The organism is Falsiporphyromonas endometrii (genome assembly GCF_042654485.1).
GTDB lineage: Bacteria > Bacteroidota > Bacteroidia > Bacteroidales > Porphyromonadaceae > Porphyromonas > Porphyromonas endometrii.
Window position 1 is genome coordinate 1 of the sequence record NZ_JBHSGO010000185.1, and the last position, 17,794, is coordinate 17,794.

A 17,794-nucleotide genomic window follows, 5' to 3' on the forward strand; every position below is an offset into this window, starting at 1 on the left:
GAATACTTTTGTGCATCGTCTTACTTTTAAGTTCTTATGATAAAGATAAGACAATTGGGGCTGAATTCTGTGAAGTTTTTCAGCCCCTTATTTTTTTGTCGCAAAAACTTTTATCGGACAGCAATAATCTTTAATACACCATTATTGTCTGAATAAGAGGGTTTTAACACATCGAAAGGGATCTGATTTTGCAGAATCACCACATATATATCATAACTATCTACAGATATTAGATACCAAAAGCATCGTATACTGCCTGATGCAACAATTGTCTTATTTTCATTGACATAATCCTCTTGTTTGTACGATCCGGATATGTTCGGTTGCTGAAAAATATAAATATCACATCATTGTCCGGATCAACCCAAAAACATGTCCCCGTAAATCCAGTATGACCATATGTATTCTGAGATGCAGAACGAGCAATATAATTTAGATTGCGGGCTCGTTGCTTATCAAAGCCCAAGAAGCGAAGATTATCTCGGTCTTTAGTATTGATAAATGTATCAAACACCTTTCTATCAATAAGCTGTTTTCCGTTATACATTCCATGATTGCGATATAAAAGCATCAACTTAGCAAATTCTTCAGCGGAAGCATATAAACCGGCATTTCCGGAGCATCCTCCAAGACATGCTGCGGACTCATCATCAACCGTACCTTGAATGACCTGCTTTCTTATAAAACGATCAATTTGTGTCGGTGCACATTGTTCAGGGTTCAATCCCTTTTGAATAGGATTAAACATAATCCTGGCTCCCATTGGCTTATAAATCCTTGCCTCCATCAATTGGTCTAAAGGCATTCCACTAACCTTTTCAACCATCTGTTGTAACAAAATAAAGTTAATATCACTATAGACATACCTTCCTCTGGAAGTAAGCTTGCAACCGGCAATTCTTGACATCATCTTCTCTTTAAAATCCTTACTAACCCAAATATTTTTTGCAAAAAGATTAGGATAGTCTTCGGACTCAGTTATAGAAATGTAATTTGGATTAAATCTAAATGCTTCATAGCCCCAGGCATCAGTATCAATTTTCACATAACCTGGCAAAGGTTTGAATGAAATAAGGGGATAAGGATAGGACTTAGGATCAATCAAATCTTTATAGAAATTGATCCCGGCTGGCAAACCTGAACGATGCAAAAGAAGCTCTTTTATAGTCAGACTACCAACTTTGGTACCCTTAAATGAAGATAAAATATCTTGCACTTTCGTTTTTAAAGAAAGCTTCTTATCACCAATCATCAGCATTACTGCAGGAGTAGTAGCAGCCGCTTTGGTTACAGAGGCCAGGTCATACATCAATTCATTGGTAACAGACTTCTTTTTATCATAAGTCAAAGATCCAAAACAGCCATCGTATATAACAGCTCCTTTATGAAGAGCCACAATTTGACATCCGGGCATAGCTCCATCTTCAATAGCTTTGGAAGCAATCACTTCGACTTTATTTTTCAAAGCAACAACTTTGTAATTATCCTTATCAGCAAATTTTAATGAAGAAATATTGTTACAATATTTAGGAGAAAATCTATCTTTAAGTAAAGTACTATCTATCTCTGATTGATAGGTTCCCAAAGCTCTTTTCATCGCTTGTTGATAAAGTTTTTCATCTTTAGCAGACAACTTAAGCTCATACTCCATCTGCGGAGATGTAATCTTGTTGGCACAGGCAATTTGAGCTTGACCACAAGCCTCAAATGCATTGACCAAGACTTGAGGCTCTTCTTTTAAAGACAACTTATTGTATATATAAGGGGTATTAAGAATACACAAAACTACATGCTTGCTTGAAATTAGCTTATTGACAATCGAACTAAACCGTTCCGGATACTTAGTGGACAAAGAGATCACAATGGTATTATAATCAGCTAGATCATCAAGAAGATTTTGCTCCTTTTTATCCGATGGAACCGGATAAAAAAACTGTTTAACGACCCCCTTTAACTTCAGTTGACGGCCAAAATCCGTCTGAGATTTTACTCCAAGTTGCAACACCGCAGTACTATCATTGGAGACAATTGGCAAATAGTCTACTCCATGTTTTATTTGGATAGATTGGAACCACAACTTGTCACAGAAAGATGTAAAATGCCTGTTATTAAGCATTTTACGTATATCTGTCGGTTTGTAATCACTTGGATTCTTTTGATTAATAATCAGAGCATATTTATATTCAAGCACTCGTCTACATTTCTGCTCTATATCGTTCTCAGTCAGATAGCCATCTTTGATAGCTCTAATAACGTCTGAAGCAATAGTTTGGGGATTGGTTGGTCCAAGTAAAATATCGACTCCCGCCTTTAGAGCTCGCGTTCCAATCTGATAATCCCCTGGAATCTGCATACCACTCATCTCCATTCCATCAGTGAATATCAATCCTCCAAAATGCAATTTATTGATCAACAAATCAGTAATAATAGCATAGCTCATAGATGAAGGGGTATGAGGTTGAGACTCAAAAGCCGGTACCTGCAGATGACCTACCATTACCGACCCGTATCCACCATTGATATAATGTTGAAAAGGTTTTAGTTCGATTTGATACAATTGCTGCTTGGAGCCACTGATCAGAGGGAGGACTTTATGTGAATCTACATTTGTATTGCCATGTCCCGGGAAATGCTTTGCACAAGACAAGACTCCACCATCTTCAAGTCCAGCAGCATAAGCCAAGCCCGAACTTATCACATCTGCAGGATTCTCTCCAAAACTTCTAGTCCCAATAACAGGATTATCCGGATTATTGTTAATATCGAGATCAGGAGCAAAATTGACCTGTATTCCCATTATCTTGCATTGCTCTGCAATCTGCCTGCCATACCAATAGATATATCGAGGATCCTTGATATGACCAAGAGCCATTGCTCGCGGATATCGAGGAGCATCTTTGAGCCTCATCCATAATCCAAACTCACCATCTAAAGATATTAGCAAAGGAATCTTTGCCTCAGATTGCAAAATACGATTCATCTCATATTGCTTCCCTACAAATCCCTTTTGGTACAAAACTCCTCCAATAGCGGTCTCTCTAACCAACCTTTTAGCAGCATCTATATTACGACTACTTGTCGAAGGCCATATAATAGGCATGATAAGTTGCCCTATGCGCTGCTCAAGTGTCATCGAATTGTACTTCATATCTACCCATTCTTTCATTTTCTTCTGATCGACATGATCAACCAAAACAGTCGGTTTTACTAATCTTGTCTGTGATAGTAAGAAATATGGGAAAAGACTAAAAGTCACTATAAGGGATGCAAAAAGGAGAATGCGTTTCATAAAAATATAAATGAAGATATAGAAACTATTTACCTGGTACCAAATTTTTTGAAGATCATATCTTCTTCAATATCAAGAATAATAAGTTTGCCATCAGGCGTATAATTAAAGTTTTTGCATTTAAAGAGATCAGAAAATAATTTGTTGGCCTCTATACGGGTGATATATCGTCCATAAGCCCAAGCCCTGGCTTCTGCCATCTTCATAGCAATCATTTCATCTAACTTAGCAGAAAGCTCTGACTCTTCTCCCTGCAATATTGCATCAACAGAAGATACCACAATTGAAGCTGCTTGACTACTTTCGATACTTGCAGGAGTAGCAATAAGATGATAGGTATCATCATCTAACTTTTCGATCTCAAAACCAATTTTTGCCAAATGATCAATGACCCAATCCAGGTTGGTTGTTTCAGCGAAGTTGAGCTGTTCGGGAAATAAAAGTTGTTGTTGTTCCAAACCATTGAGATCTCTATCTTCCATAAATTGGTCATATAATACACGAATATGAGCCCGTCTAAAATCAATCAAAGTTAGAGAGGACTCCCTTTCATAAGTCAAGAAACGGCGCTTATAAACAAACACAGGTTGAGAATCTCTTATTCCTTCATCCGAATCAAATAATGGATCTGAGAGTTGAAGATTAGCCTTTGAAACCCTTACTACAGACTTTTGTACAGATGTCTGAGCGGGAATATCCACCCTTTCGGAAGAAACATTATAAGAAGTAGAAGAAGGATGGTCATCATCATAAGACAATGCAGAAACCTTTGATACAATCTTTTTTGTTTCTACCAAAGGTGAAGATACTTTTGAAACCTTGTCTTTGGCCCTTTTATTATCCTTAAAATTATTAAGTAAATTGCTCCATGAAACATCGGAGATAGCCGTTCCGCCAACTCCGGGAGTTCCATCCATTCCTTGGGAGGGATCAACAGCTACAGGATCTACATCAAAAGGATTGTATGATGTATCAACATCTACCGGAGGCATTTCAAGCTGTCCTTCTTGAGGCCCTGTATATGCCGGTATGTCAACAAGATGCTCCACGTTGAAATCAATAGTTGGGACAGCATGACTTGAGGCTAACCCATCCCGTATCATTGATTCCAAAAACTTAAATATCACTTGTTCATTCTCAAACTTAATCTCTGTCTTTGTTGGATGGATATTTACATCTATTGTTTGAGGATCTACATTAAAATAGACAAAGTAATTTGGTTGCTCACCGGTTCGAAGGAAAGGCTCGTACGTCTTAGTTATAGCTTTATGGAAATAGGGGTGCTTCATAAATCTTCCATTGACAAAGAAAAACTGCTTAGCACCTCTCTTTCTTGCACCTTCCGGTTTACCGATAAACCCATCTATTGTACCAAAAGGAAACTTCTGATTGATAGGGATCATGTCCTTTTCATACCTTTTTCCAAGAGTATCTAAGATACGAATCTTATGCTTGGATGCCGGTAAAATATAATGCAACTTATTATCAAAATAGACCTCAAATGTCACTTCCGGATGGACCAACACGATGTGTTCAATCTCCTGTATAATGTTTTTCTGCTCTGTATCAGAACTTCTTAAAAACTTCCTACGAGCCGGTACATTAAAGAATAGATTCCTTACCGAAAAAACACATCCTTGAGAAGCAGTACATAATTCTGAAGAGAGAACCTCCGAAGCGGAGATATGTAATTTAGTGCCGAGTTCTTGATCTTTTGTTTTCGTAATAAGTTCTACCTGTGCAACGGCAGCTATCGAAGCCAAAGCCTCCCCCCTAAACCCCATTGTCTTCAAAGAAAAAAGATCATTCACCTCTGTTATCTTAGATGTGGCATGCCTCTCAAATGCCATACGAGCATCAGACTGAGTCATACCAACTCCATCATCAATGATTCTGATCAACTCCTTTCCGGCGTCCAATATTTCAATACGAATAGTCTTTGCTTGAGCATCGAGAGCATTTTCCACAAGTTCCTTAACCACAGAAGCCGGTCTTTGAATAACCTCTCCTGCCGCTATTTGGTTGGCTATATTGTCAGGTAATAGATGAATAATATCATGTCCCATATATCAGAATATATTTATACCCCATCGTTTCAATACAAATACAATAGCAACGGCTGCAGCCAAGAAAATGCATATGCGCACAATCTTCTGCAAACGATCTGCAGAACCATCCTTTATTCTTTTGTTGAGCAGATGAGAAGTACCCTCTATAAATGAGCCTCTTATGGCCTCTTCAGCCTCCTGCTTAATTTTTCCCTCATCCATATTATCCAAGTCCTGCTCTGTAGGAACTAACTCCCCATCCTCAATCATTTGCCTCTTTATCTCAGCAATTCGCTTCTCAAGTTGCAACTTTCGTTCATCCGTATAAATCAAAGGATGGTTAAACTTTCTTGGTTTTCTTGGATTATAGTAGGATTTGAATATACCCATTTTAGATAGTTATAAGTAGGTTCAGTATATGGTTCGACATTGTCTCTTCTGATGTAATTTGACAATCTGCTATTGCGATGCTCTGTGATAGAGCGATCATTGACAAAAACATCACTCTTCATTCCAGATTTATCTATATTCTTCGACTCTTTGTCTTTGCTCATGTGTTTATTTAAAGCATCATAAGCCCTAAGAGCTGCCTGCGCTCCGCTAAACCGTCTTAGATCAGACAAAGTTATCATTGACTTTTGAGCAACAGAATCAGTTTGAGTCGAATCATTATCCGTAAAAATATCTTCAGGACTTTTTGGTCTAATATTATCCAACCACTTAAAAGCATCCAATTTTCGTATGGAAGGATCTGTCTTTAGAGTCGGATAAATCTTACCTTCTGCCGGTATCCATATAGCTTTCTGAATAGAATCATTATCAAGGAATAAATACATTTCATTTGATTTCATTCTATTCATAGCATAATAATCCTGTGTTTTCTCTTTGGCAAGGTAATAGATGCTGTTGACATCCTCAAAAGCCTCTACATAATTGACTACACTATCTTGGAAAAATACATTAAGCAAACTACACGAAATCTGATTGTACATAGCTGTGTCAATTTGCTCCATTCCAATAACATTGCTTGATGCTGTCACTGCATATAAACTGTCAGACTTAAAAAACGACTTTACAGTATCTGCAGAAAGCTGATCTTTGTCCTGCCACAAAGAAACATCCTTGCACAGAAATAATACCGAATCTACCGACATATACTCCATCGAATCCGACACAGCTTGAGCATCATTACTATAAAGCCGCATGTGATGATATGCCCTTATGATATGACAATCTACAGAATCTTTCACTATGGAATCTACAGCCGTATCCTTTCCAATAGAATCAAGTTTGGATATTAGAGAATCATTGCCACTAACGGTTGTATCTGAAGGCAGCGTTTTTTTCTCCTGCAGAGTTGAATCAGAACTTGTCGTAAGATTAGACGTTACAGAATATGTCATCTTTCTTATCGGACGTAAAGGGTTACTTTTTGGCAAATCTTTGTAAGTAATCAATTCTAACGAATCGGCACCAACATACAATGTATCCTTTCGTGAATAGTCAACAGCAAATGATCTCAGTGTGGCAAATGCATACTGCCGTTCCTCATCATAATAACCATACTGCCCAAAAAGCATTACCTTCTTGACAGAATCATCAATGGACATGTTTCCAAATACTTCACCAAACTTTTTTGCGCCATCGTAATAGATTGAATCGCCATTTAGGACAGCATTCTTAGAATGAACGGTCGAGTTGTCCAACAAAATACCAACATTCTTTTCGGTATCATAAGTACCTCTCGTCGTTTCGATATATCCAGAATCCGACTCAATCAATGTCTGACCTAAAATAGTAGCTATATGTGTGGTTGTATTGTAACGAAGTTCTTGGGTTGTCAAGGTGAAGTTTTTATTCTCTAAAACCACATTTCCAGTAAAATAGGCCTCATCCGTTATCGTATTATACTCACCATAATCTGATGTCAATGTATTTTCAGGATCAGTAATGGTACCTCCTTCAAAATAGTAACCGGTCGAAGTATTCCTATCATAATCCAAAGAATCAGTATACAAAACAGCCTTACCATTTTCCAAGCGAACATGATCTCTCAACCTCGCTATTCTCGCAATACCATCGTAATACAACGAATCAGAATAAATATCTATGGTATCCTCACTCATATGAATGTTGCCATATCCGTTGAATGAGTTTGTAGACTCATTGAGATATGCACTGTCACATTGCATAGATGCCTTGCCATGAGAAAGGGAGACATTGCCTATAAGACGTTTGAAGTCCGGTTTAAAGTCTTTATCATATGTCAACTGGTCTGCATGTTCAAGTATAATCCTTTTCTTGGGAGGAGTTTGAGGTTTTCCTACAAGCAGAGATAGTCCCAACCAAGAAATGGCAAGGACTATCAAAATAATCGATCTATTGTTTTTGCTAAAGGAGGACATTGCTCATTGTTCAGAGTGATTCCATCCAGGATACTGAAACTTACAATTCCTGTATTCCGGATTCATATAAACGTAAGTCGTTTTTTGCTTATCTCTAATCCAGCTGTCTATGACCTTTTGACGCTTATCATTCAAAGCCATATTTTTAATAATCTGAAAATCATCAACTAAGTTAGCCTTATGACCTTCGTTCTCACTTTTCAACTTAACGATGGCAATCTCTTTTTGTCCTTTATCATTCGTGATGATAAATGGTTGCGTGATATCTCCAACTTTAAGACCATACACTGCTCTTGAAATATCTTGAGGAAGATCTTCCAACTTAAAAAAGGCCGAACCACCAAGTTCACTATTCTCTTTCATATTCATCATAAGGCCCTCATTTTTGAAAGTATTCTTATCCTCAGAATATAGTCTTACAGCATTTGCAAAACTTATCTTCCCGTCAGTAATAACCTTTCGAATAGAATCAAGACGATTTACTGAAGCATCAAGAACCTTATCATCAAACTTAGGAGTAAGAAGAATCTGTCTAAAATTAATCAAGTCACCCTTATGATCAATTAATTGAACAATATGATAACCGGCATCAGTCTTTATAACTTGGGAAACATGCTTACTATTTTCAGGTAAGTTAAAGACAACATCAGCAAACTCCGGATCCAAAGAAGCTCTGCCTACATATCCATACTCGCCACCCTGCATTGCTGTTCGCTTATCCTCGCTATAAAGTCGAGCCAAAGTGGTGAAATCGCTCTTTCCAGAATTAACTTGATCAGCAAAATCACGCAACTTTGCTTTGACATCATCAATGGCAGACAAAGGAATTTGTGGCTTAAGTGCTATAATCTGCACTTGGAGACTGGTTGGCACAAAAGGAAGACTATCTTGCGGAATAGATGCATAAAAACTGCGAATATCAGAAGGCGATACTTTGACATTAGCAACTATTTTTTGTTGCATCTGACGAACAATCTCTCCATTCTTTGCCTGACGCCTCTGATCGTCTCTGATTTGTGAATACTTCTTTCCAAAGTACTCTTCCATCTTTTCTCTTGTCCCAAAATAATTGGTAATGGCATTGTTGAGCCAATTATCTACATTACGATTGACCATAGCATCGTCCACCTTGATACTATCTATTTTCGCCTGATTTAGGAACAATTTCTGAACTGCTATCTGCTCAGGAATGAGACAATCTGCATCCTTACTGACTTGATGGCCTTCACTCATCATATAGACTTTCTGGCCTTCAACATCACTCTTAAGAATGGGTTCATCTCCAACCATCCATATCACTTCATCTATCACATTCTTCTGAGCCGACACCACAGATGTTGATGCCAACGCAGCCATGGCTACCATAGCCACTGAAAATATACGCTGCTTATAGGTCATTTGCTAATATGTTAATTTGCTAAATCGGACAAAAATTTAATTCGTACCAATCGAATCTCTTCTCTAGAATACTCATCACCCAATTCATCTTCTGCATCTTCAATAGAATCAGTTGTTGAAGTCTTGAAATAGTCATAAATATCCTCTACATGATCCGGGTCAATCAAATCATCGATGGCATAATCAATACTTATTCGAGTACCGGAATAAACAATTGCCTCAATCTCGTCCAAAAGCTCTTCAATATCCAGATTGTGACTATTAGCAATATCGTCTAAAGCCACTCTAAGATCAATCTGTTTAACTATTGCCAATTTGACTTTGGATTTGTTTGGAACTGTTTTTACTCTGAGATCTTCCGGACGCTCAATATCATTATCCTCAACATGGCGTTTAATGAGAGCAATAAATTCCTTACCATAACGCTTTGCCTTGCCTGCTCCAACACCTTGAATATTTTGCAACTCTTCCATCGTAATCGGATAGAAGGTAGCCATTGCTTCTAAACTGACATCTTGAAATATCACATAGGTAGGCACCTTATTGTGTTGAGCAACCTTTTTCCTCAAATCCTTCATCATTGAAAAGAGTATTGGATCGACTGCTCCACCGGAGCCTCCTCCAGCCATCTGTGGCACATCCTCCTCATCCTCTTCCTCTTCTAATGATGGGATCTTAAAGCTAACGGGTTTCTTGATATATTTCTTGCCCGATGAAGTTAATTTCAAAAGGCCATAGTTGTCAATATCTTTCTCAAGATACCCCTCTATAAAGGCTTGACGAATAATGATACTGAGCAACTCTTCACTTACATCTTCACATGTACCAAAACACTCCAACTTATCGTGCTCAAAAGATGTGACATCTCCGGAGTCATCTCCCAAAAGCACCTTAATTACATAATCCTCCTTAAACTTCCCTTTAAGTTCTTGGACTGCTAACAATACGTTTACTAATAATTCTTTCGCTTCCACCTGTTTTGCTGGCATCAAACAATTATCACAACTGCCGCAATTATCCTGCTTATATTCTTCTCCAAAATAATGCAAGAGTAATTTGCGACGACAAACTCTCGATTCGGCATATGCAGCAGTTTCTTCAAGTAACTGCCTGCCTATCTCTTGCTCACTGATAGGTTTCCCTTGCATAAACTTCTCAAGCTTCTCAAGGTCTTTCCTACTATAAAATGCGACACAAAGTCCTTCGCCACCATCTCTTCCGGCTCTACCGGTCTCTTGGTAATAGCCTTCCAAACTCTTAGGCATATCATAATGAATGACGAATCTAACATCCGGCTTATCAATTCCCATACCAAAAGCGATAGTCGCAACGATTACATCTGCTCGCTCGCTGAGAAAGGCATCTTGGTTTTCGGCTCTTTCCTTGGCATCCATTCCTGCATGATAAGGTAAAGCCTTAATCCCGTTTGCACACAAAATCTGCGCAAAGGTAGTAACCTTATTTCGACTCATGCAATAGACAATACCACTTTTATTGGGATGAGATAAAATAAATTTGACAATATCTCTGTCAACATCCTTGGTTTTCTTTCTAACCTGGTAATATAAATTAGGACGATTGAAAGAGCTTTTGAATATGACTGGATCTTTCAGAGCCAGATTTTTAGTAATATCATGTTGTACTTTTAAGGTAGCTGTTGCCGTGAGGGCAATTACTGGTTTTCCGGGTGAAATCTTATCTATTACTGGTCGTAACTCACGATATTCCGGTCTAAAATCGTGTCCCCACTCAGAGATACAATGAGCTTCATCTATAGCATAAAAAGAAATCTCTACACCTTTTAAAAACTCAATATTTTCCTCTTTGGTCAATGATTCCGGAGCTACATACAAAAGCTTAGTTTTACCCGAAGATACATCAGACTTTACCTCATCCACTTGGGCTTTATTCAAAGAGGAATTAAGTACATGGGCAACACTATTCTTGTCACTTACGAAACGGATAGCATCTACTTGATTCTTCATCAAAGCAATCAAAGGTGATACAACAATAGCTGTGCCAGGCAACATCAGCGCAGGAAGTTGATAACAAAGGCTTTTGCCACCTCCTGTCGGCATCCTTACAAATGTATCCTTTCCGTTCAACACATTTCTTATGATAGCCTCCTGGTTTCCCTTAAAGGCATCAAACCCGAAATACTTTTTCAGCTCTTCATATAAAACATCCGGCATATCAATCAATCTTATAAATTGGACTCAAAGTCCCATTATTCTCAAACAATCAAAGTTTACTTTTTTGGTTGTTCTTTTCATATTCTTGTTGAGCAAAAGCTGCATCAACAATTAGCTTCTTTTCTCCATTGGTGGGCATATCAAACATAGCCTCAATCATTATTGTTTCGACTATTGCCCTCAAGCCTCTTGCTCCAAGCTTTTCTTCGATAGCTTTATCGACGATATAATCCAATGCATCTTCTTTAAAGATAAGACTTATACCATCCATTTCAAATAGCTTCTTATACTGACGCGTAATAGCATTCTTAGGCTCTGTAAGAATTTTTTTAAGTGTCGCTTTATCCAATGGATTGAGATAGGTCAAGATCGGAAGACGTCCTATAATTTCCGGGATCAATCCAAAAGATTTAAGATCCTGATGAGTTACATACTGAAGCAAATCTTCGGTATCGATCCTTTTGGTATGTTGAGCAGAGGTGTACCCAACAACCCTTGTGTTGAGTCTTTTGGCTATTCTCCTTTCAATACCATCAAATGCACCGGCACACACAAAAAGGATATTTTTTGTATCCACACTTATCAGTTTTTGATCCGGATGCTTTCGTCCACCTTCAGGAGGCACATTGACAATCGATCCTTCCAGAAGTTTCAACAGACCTTGCTGTACGCCTTCCCCACTTACATCTCTCGTGATAGATGGATTGTCACTTTTACGAGCTATTTTATCTATCTCATCTATGAATACAATACCTCTCTGTGCTTCAGGAACATTGTAGTCTGAAGCTTGAAGAAGTCGAGTAATGATACTTTCGATATCTTCTCCCACATATCCTGCCTCCGTAAGGACAGTTGCATCAACAATCGCAAACGGAACCTTAAGCATTCTGGCAATCGTTCTTGCCATAAGCGTCTTGCCGGTACCGGTAGGCCCCAACAAGATAACATTGCTTTTTTCTATCTCCGTCTCATTCTTATCCTTAGGTTGCATTAACCGTTTATAATGGTTGTACACCGCAACTGACAAATATTTCTTTGCGGCATCCTGCCCCACCACATAAAGGTCCAAAAACTCTTTTATCTCCTTAGGCTTTGGTAGATCTTCTTTCTTCAAAAAGGTCTCTTTAGCACCTAATTTTTCGATTGTTATCTGCTTGGATATCTCTCCTGCCCTACTGGCGCAAGATAAACAAATACTACCGGAAAGTCCTTCAATAAGGGGTCCTACTTGACTCTCCGGCATTCCACAAAAATCGCAATACTCTTCAGAACTTTTCTTCTTCGTCATGAAAATAAAGCTTATTCGTGTTTTGTTAGAATCTTATCAATCATCCCATAGTCAAGAGCCTCCTGAGAAGTCATCCAATAGTCTCTATCACTATCTCTTTCAACCTCATCATATGGTTTTCCGGAATGCTTGGCTATAATATCATAAAGTTCTTTCTTAACCTTGAGTATCTCTCTTGCTGCAATCTCAAGATCACTTGCCTGTCCTTGCATACCACCAAGAGGTTGATGAATCATTACCCTGGAGTGCGGAAGAGCAAAACGCTTACCTTTTTCTCCTGCCACAAGAAGTATAGAAGCCATAGAGGCTGCCATACCGGTACAAATTGTTGAAATCTCAGAACTAATATATTGCATAGTATCATAAATACCATAGCCAGCATAGACCGATCCACCAGGTGAGTTAATATAGATAGATATATCCTTACCGGGATCGCTACTGTCAAGGAAAAGCAACTGTGCCTGGATAACATTGGCAGTATAATCATCAATTTGAGTTCCCAAAAAGATAATTCTATCCATCATTAATCTTGAAAACACATCCATTTGAGCAACATTAAGCTGTCTTTCTTCCATAATAGTTGGAGAAATATAATTGCTCTGAATATTCATATAACTTTCTAACGCCAAGCTATTCATTCCCAAATGGCCTGTGGCAAACTTTCTGAATTCGTCTGTTCTATTCATCAATTTTTTCTATTAGTTGTATCTCAGTTAATATATTAATAAGACACTTATAAAAAGCAACAACAAACCTGTGCAGTCACTGCTTATAACAAAGGTAACAAATCTACATTAGATACAAAGCAGAAGAAATTATTTTAGCTATACACTATAAAATGGATTCCATTGTATTCATAACTATGGAGTATCATAATATACATATGGTATATTGAGACATAGAGATGACACACCCTTGTTATCATATAATTCATTTTTTATGAAACTACAGCACAAAAGCAATCTGCTTGGCTACTTTTGATATTCTGGTTCAGTCCCGTCTACGAGTCCACTTCTTTCAAAAGTAGCACTATCAACCTTTTGCAATTCCACCCAATTTATTCGTCAATTGATGAGAATGGACCTTAGTTCAACGTTCTCTTACTGTAAGTGACAATTCTATATATCACCAATGCAATCCCTATTGAACACATTCAAAAACAAACTACCTCCAGATCATTATAATCAAAACTTTCATCTGACAGAATGATGTAAATCAGAGATGCAATGAGGTGTACTACAAACAACAATCATAATCCACTCTTTTTGCAATGTGCAAGTTGCACAACAAAATTATGCTATGTACCTTTGCCGAAAATTTGAGGGCGGACTAAGCAATATTGTGCAATGTCTCATAGGGAATCCGGTTGAGCCGGAGCTGTACCCGCAGCTGTAATCCTCACATAAAAAGGACTTAGTAATATGCCACTGTCGCAAGATGGGAAGGCCTAAGCAACCTGAGGAAAGCCAGAAAACCTCCTTAAATTTTTTGATTTATAGCTTCCGGGGTCAGAAGCGAAATGTCAGTTTATTGTCATTTGTATTGTGCTCTCTTGACCTCGTTGAACTTAATTTGAAATACAAATGGCAAGAAAATTATTTTATCTCATCTCTGTTTTATTGTTTCCATTAGCTATGATGTCTCAGACTCACATCATCTTTGGGCGTGTGACTGACAGTAAGACGAAAGAGCCTTTGGTAGGTGCTAACGTCTACATTCGTGGTACATCGGTAGGAACAACAACAAATTCCAAGGGTATATTTGCAATCGAAAAGCTCAAAAATGGGACCTATACTTTGACTGTGTCCTACCTTGGATACAAGACACTGGAGCATAAAGTTCAAGTCAACAATAACAATATTGAGGTTTCAATTGCATTGGATGAAAACACTAATCTTCTTGACGAAATAGTAGTTACCGGTACCGGTACCGAACACCTCGTAAGACAAGCTCCCGTTCGCACTGAAGTAATCAATAGAAAAGCTCTTGATGCCTATGGTGGTCGAAGTATTGAAGATATTTTATCCGGTATTAGTGCATCATTCAATTTCAATGAAAGTGCCATGGGAAGTGGCATGAAAATGAATGGTCTTGGCAATGCTTACATTCTTATCCTTATTGATGGCAAAAAAATACATGGAGATGTCGGTGGTCAAAACGACCTTAGCCTCATCAATCCCTCCAATATCGATCGTATTGAAATCGTCAAAGGAGCTGCATCTTCACTATATGGATCGGACGCAATAGCCGGAGTAATCAATATTATTACGAAAAAACAGCATGGGAAATCTGAGATTACCAACTCGCTTAGGACAGGAAGCTATGGCCAACTTATAGACCACATGACCACCTCTTTCAAAATCGGAGACTGGAGATTATCCCTTAAAGGGGATTATAAACAGTCAGACGGGTGGAAAAATACGGACAAGGAGCTCATGAGAAACGGTACAGTGAAAGATCATTCCGTTACTATGACTTCCAATCGTTTTTTTGACTACAAATTTACTCCTCGCATTGATTGGAAACCCTCTTCTTCTCAAAGCTATTTTGCAGAAGGTTATTTCTACAACAAAAAGATGTTTCGTCCTTGTGGCGAGCCTAAGTATGATACTTATGGCATGCAATATCTTGCTGGAGGAGGGTCTATTGCAGGTAAATGGCAGCTCGGCACTCTCGGATATATTGATGCAGACTTGTCTTATGATAGAAGAGATTACTATCACAAATATACAGAAATCACGTATGAAGAGTATATCGACAAAAATGGAAGAATGTACCATCCCATCTTTGGCCCGGGTGACAAAGAGCTTCAAAGTAATCAGCAACGCATCTTGAGTAATATCAAAACTGTACTCAAACCTCACCCACAACATCAAATCAATACCGGGTTGGAGTTTAATTATGATTTTCTTGAAGCGCCCCATCGCATTCACGACGACCAAGTAACAGCTTTTACTGCGTCTTTATATGCACAGGATGAATATAAGATTACTGATAATTTCTTTGTTACAGGAGGTTTTCGCATAATCAAACACGATACATTCGGATGGAAAGCAACACCACAGATATCAACACTTTACAGGCTCAAAGATTTCAACTTTAGAGCATCGTTTGCTCAAGGTTTTAAAACGCCAACTCTCAAGGAATTGTACTATCAATACGAAAGGACTATGATGGGAAAACTCATAAGATACGAAGGCAATCTTAAGCTAAAACCTCAAAGTTCAAATTATTATAGTCTTGGAGTAGAATACAATGGCAAGAATATTAGTCTTGCTGTCACGGGCTATTACAACGATCTCAGAGATATGATCGCATTGGTTGTTGTTCCCACTACGCCAAAAAATTCGGCTCGAGGTATTGAAGAGACCATGAGATATATGAATATGGAAAATGCCATATCAAAAGGTGTAGATATAATGGCCAAGTGGCAAATCAACAAGATGTGGATGATTAGTGGAGGATATGGTTACAATGATGCTACCGGCGATGTTCTTGTGAAAGAGGATGATGAAGCGACAGACGCCAAAGTACAAGTAATCAAGCATATGCATCTCGATGATACCGGCTATCATCAAGGCAACTTAAATGTACGCTTCAACAATACATGGAAAGACTACTCTCTTGGAGTAAGCTTGACCGGAAAAGCTCTATCCAAACGATTCTTCCAAAAAGAAATTGGAGGCAATGGCGACGCATACATGCTCTGGAGAATCAATACAACCCATAAGTTCAAAACAAAGTCTCCTATCAAGTTTGAGCTTAATGCTGGTATTGACAACATACTTGATTACAAGGAAACAAAGCCAACGGGATACAACTATGGTACAAAGACTCCCGGAAGGACATACTACATGAATATTATTTTCAAATTCAACAATTAACTAAATTAAAAGACAATGAAAAAGTTTTTGATGACTGCACTCGGTGCATTGATGCTTACAGCGCTTCTTAGTGCATGTAGTAGCAGCGACAATGAGCCAATCGATGAAAACTCATTCGATGGCATCAAAGGTGAACTCGCAAAAGCAGCCAAGATTGACAAAAAACATGATTCAGCAATCTTGCTTGTAACTTTTGGCAGTACATGGGATAATGCTCATGAGACTTATAAGAAAGTAGTTGATCAGTTTAAGAAAGACTTCCCTGATCAAGATGTGTATCTTGCATTTACATCTAAAATTTGTATCACTCGTTGGGGTGCTAAGACAAAGGAATACTTCCCCACTCCTGATTTTTGGTTTAGAGCTATGAAAAAAGCAGGATACAAGAAGATTCATGTTCAATCTCTACACGTTATCCCGGGTGAGGAGTTTGCTATGCTTCGTGACTGGTATGTTAAGGACTTCAACCTTCTTGTAAATGGTGAGGATGCGCCCAAAGATGGTAATATCTTTATTTCTCTTGGTAAGCCTCTTCTTGATGGTGAAGAATCAATCAACAAAGTAGCAGATATTCTTTATAACCAGCACAAAGAAGACTTAGCTAACGGCAAGGCTGTTGCTTTTATGGGTCATGGCAACCCGGAACAAAGCTATGCCTATGGCAATAAGAGCTACGAAGATCTTTACGAAGTACTTCAGAAGAAAGAAAATGGAAACCATATCTTCGTTGGTACAGTAGACCACGGAAGCATGAAGATTGACTTTGTAATCAAAGAAGCTGAAAAGAACTTCAAGAAAGGTGGCACAATGATTCTTCAGCCAATTATGTCTATTGCAGGTGACCACGCTCACAACGATATGGCAGGTAATGAGGAAGATTCTTGGAAGATGTTGCTTAGACAAGCAGGCTTCAACGTCCCTGACAACGACTGCATTATGAAAGGCCTTGGAGACTACCCCGAAATCGTTAAGGTTTGGGAAGAACACTTGAAAGAATCTATGGACGAACAGTTCGGAGCTGAAGAAGATGAAGAATAATCATTAAGAAGTTTCAACAAGGCAACTTGTATAGATTTACGACAAAAGGGGCTGTGTCAAAATTCCATTTGGCGCAGCCCCTTTACTTTGATAAGTTTGTCTATTAAAACTATTGTACAAATCCGATGGTAGTATCCCAAAAAGTGTGTAAAGGAGGTTTATCTTTGAGTCAAAATTAATCATTTCAATTCATTGTTTTGTTCATCCGTCAGGCGGGCATGAAAAACACCGGGGGGATTGGCGTCCGCCCGG

General features: G+C 38.4%; 10 protein-coding genes and 1 riboswitch. Of the genes, 2 read left to right on the plus strand and 8 right to left on the minus strand.

The annotated features are described in order from the left end of the window. Positions 1–229: 229 nt before the first annotated feature. From ACFO3G_RS06395 to clpP, 8 genes are read right to left on the minus strand one after another with little or no spacing between them, the layout of a single operon-like run. Complete coding sequence (locus ACFO3G_RS06395; RefSeq protein ID WP_380079091.1) at positions 230–3,289, minus strand: glycoside hydrolase family 3 N-terminal domain-containing protein; 3,060 nt, start codon at positions 3,287–3,289, stop codon at positions 230–232. A gap of 29 nt (positions 3,290–3,318) precedes the next feature. Next, a complete protein-coding gene (gene mutL / locus ACFO3G_RS06400; RefSeq protein WP_380079093.1) occupies positions 3,319–5,355 on the minus strand; it encodes a DNA mismatch repair endonuclease MutL in 2,037 nt (678 codons plus the stop codon). A gap of 3 nt (positions 5,356–5,358) precedes the next feature. Next, a complete protein-coding gene (locus ACFO3G_RS06405; protein WP_380079095.1) occupies positions 5,359–5,670 on the minus strand; it encodes a hypothetical protein in 312 nt (103 codons plus the stop codon). Further along, entirely contained in the window at positions 5,667–7,742 is a 2,076-nt protein-coding gene (locus tag ACFO3G_RS06410) for an OstA-like protein (protein WP_380079097.1), read from the minus strand. The genes ACFO3G_RS06405 and ACFO3G_RS06410 overlap by 4 nt, the downstream gene beginning before the upstream one ends. A 3-nt stretch (positions 7,743–7,745) precedes the next feature. Next, positions 7,746–9,140, minus strand: a complete 1,395-nt coding sequence (locus ACFO3G_RS06415; protein WP_380079099.1) for a peptidylprolyl isomerase — start codon at positions 9,138–9,140, stop codon at positions 7,746–7,748. 11 nt (positions 9,141–9,151) lie between these two features. Beyond that, complete coding sequence (gene recQ, locus ACFO3G_RS06420) at positions 9,152–11,332, minus strand: DNA helicase RecQ (RefSeq protein WP_380079101.1); 2,181 nt, start codon at positions 11,330–11,332, stop codon at positions 9,152–9,154. Positions 11,333–11,381: 49 nt separating this feature from the next. Next, positions 11,382–12,620 carry an ATP-dependent Clp protease ATP-binding subunit ClpX gene (clpX, locus tag ACFO3G_RS06425; RefSeq protein ID WP_380079103.1) on the minus strand — a complete coding sequence of 413 codons (1,239 nt, stop codon included), beginning with the start codon at positions 12,618–12,620 and terminating at the stop codon, positions 11,382–11,384. 11 nt (positions 12,621–12,631) lie between these two features. Continuing rightward, positions 12,632–13,306: an ATP-dependent Clp endopeptidase proteolytic subunit ClpP gene (gene clpP / locus ACFO3G_RS06430; RefSeq protein WP_380079105.1), complete on the minus strand. Its 675-nt coding sequence runs from the start codon at positions 13,304–13,306 to the stop codon at positions 12,632–12,634. Positions 13,307–13,923: 617 nt separating this feature from the next. Next, positions 13,924–14,117: riboswitch (cobalamin riboswitch) on the plus strand. Positions 14,118–14,203: 86 nt separating this feature from the next. Between clpP and ACFO3G_RS06435 the strand changes: the two genes are divergently transcribed. Both ACFO3G_RS06435 and ACFO3G_RS06440 read left to right on the plus strand, forming a co-directional pair. Further along, positions 14,204–16,504, plus strand: a complete 2,301-nt coding sequence (locus ACFO3G_RS06435) for a TonB-dependent receptor (RefSeq protein WP_380079107.1) — start codon at positions 14,204–14,206, stop codon at positions 16,502–16,504. A 15-nt stretch (positions 16,505–16,519) separates the two neighbouring features. Then, a complete protein-coding gene (locus tag ACFO3G_RS06440; RefSeq protein WP_380079109.1) occupies positions 16,520–17,542 on the plus strand; it encodes a sirohydrochlorin cobaltochelatase in 1,023 nt (340 codons plus the stop codon). Positions 17,543–17,794 lie beyond the last annotated feature (252 nt).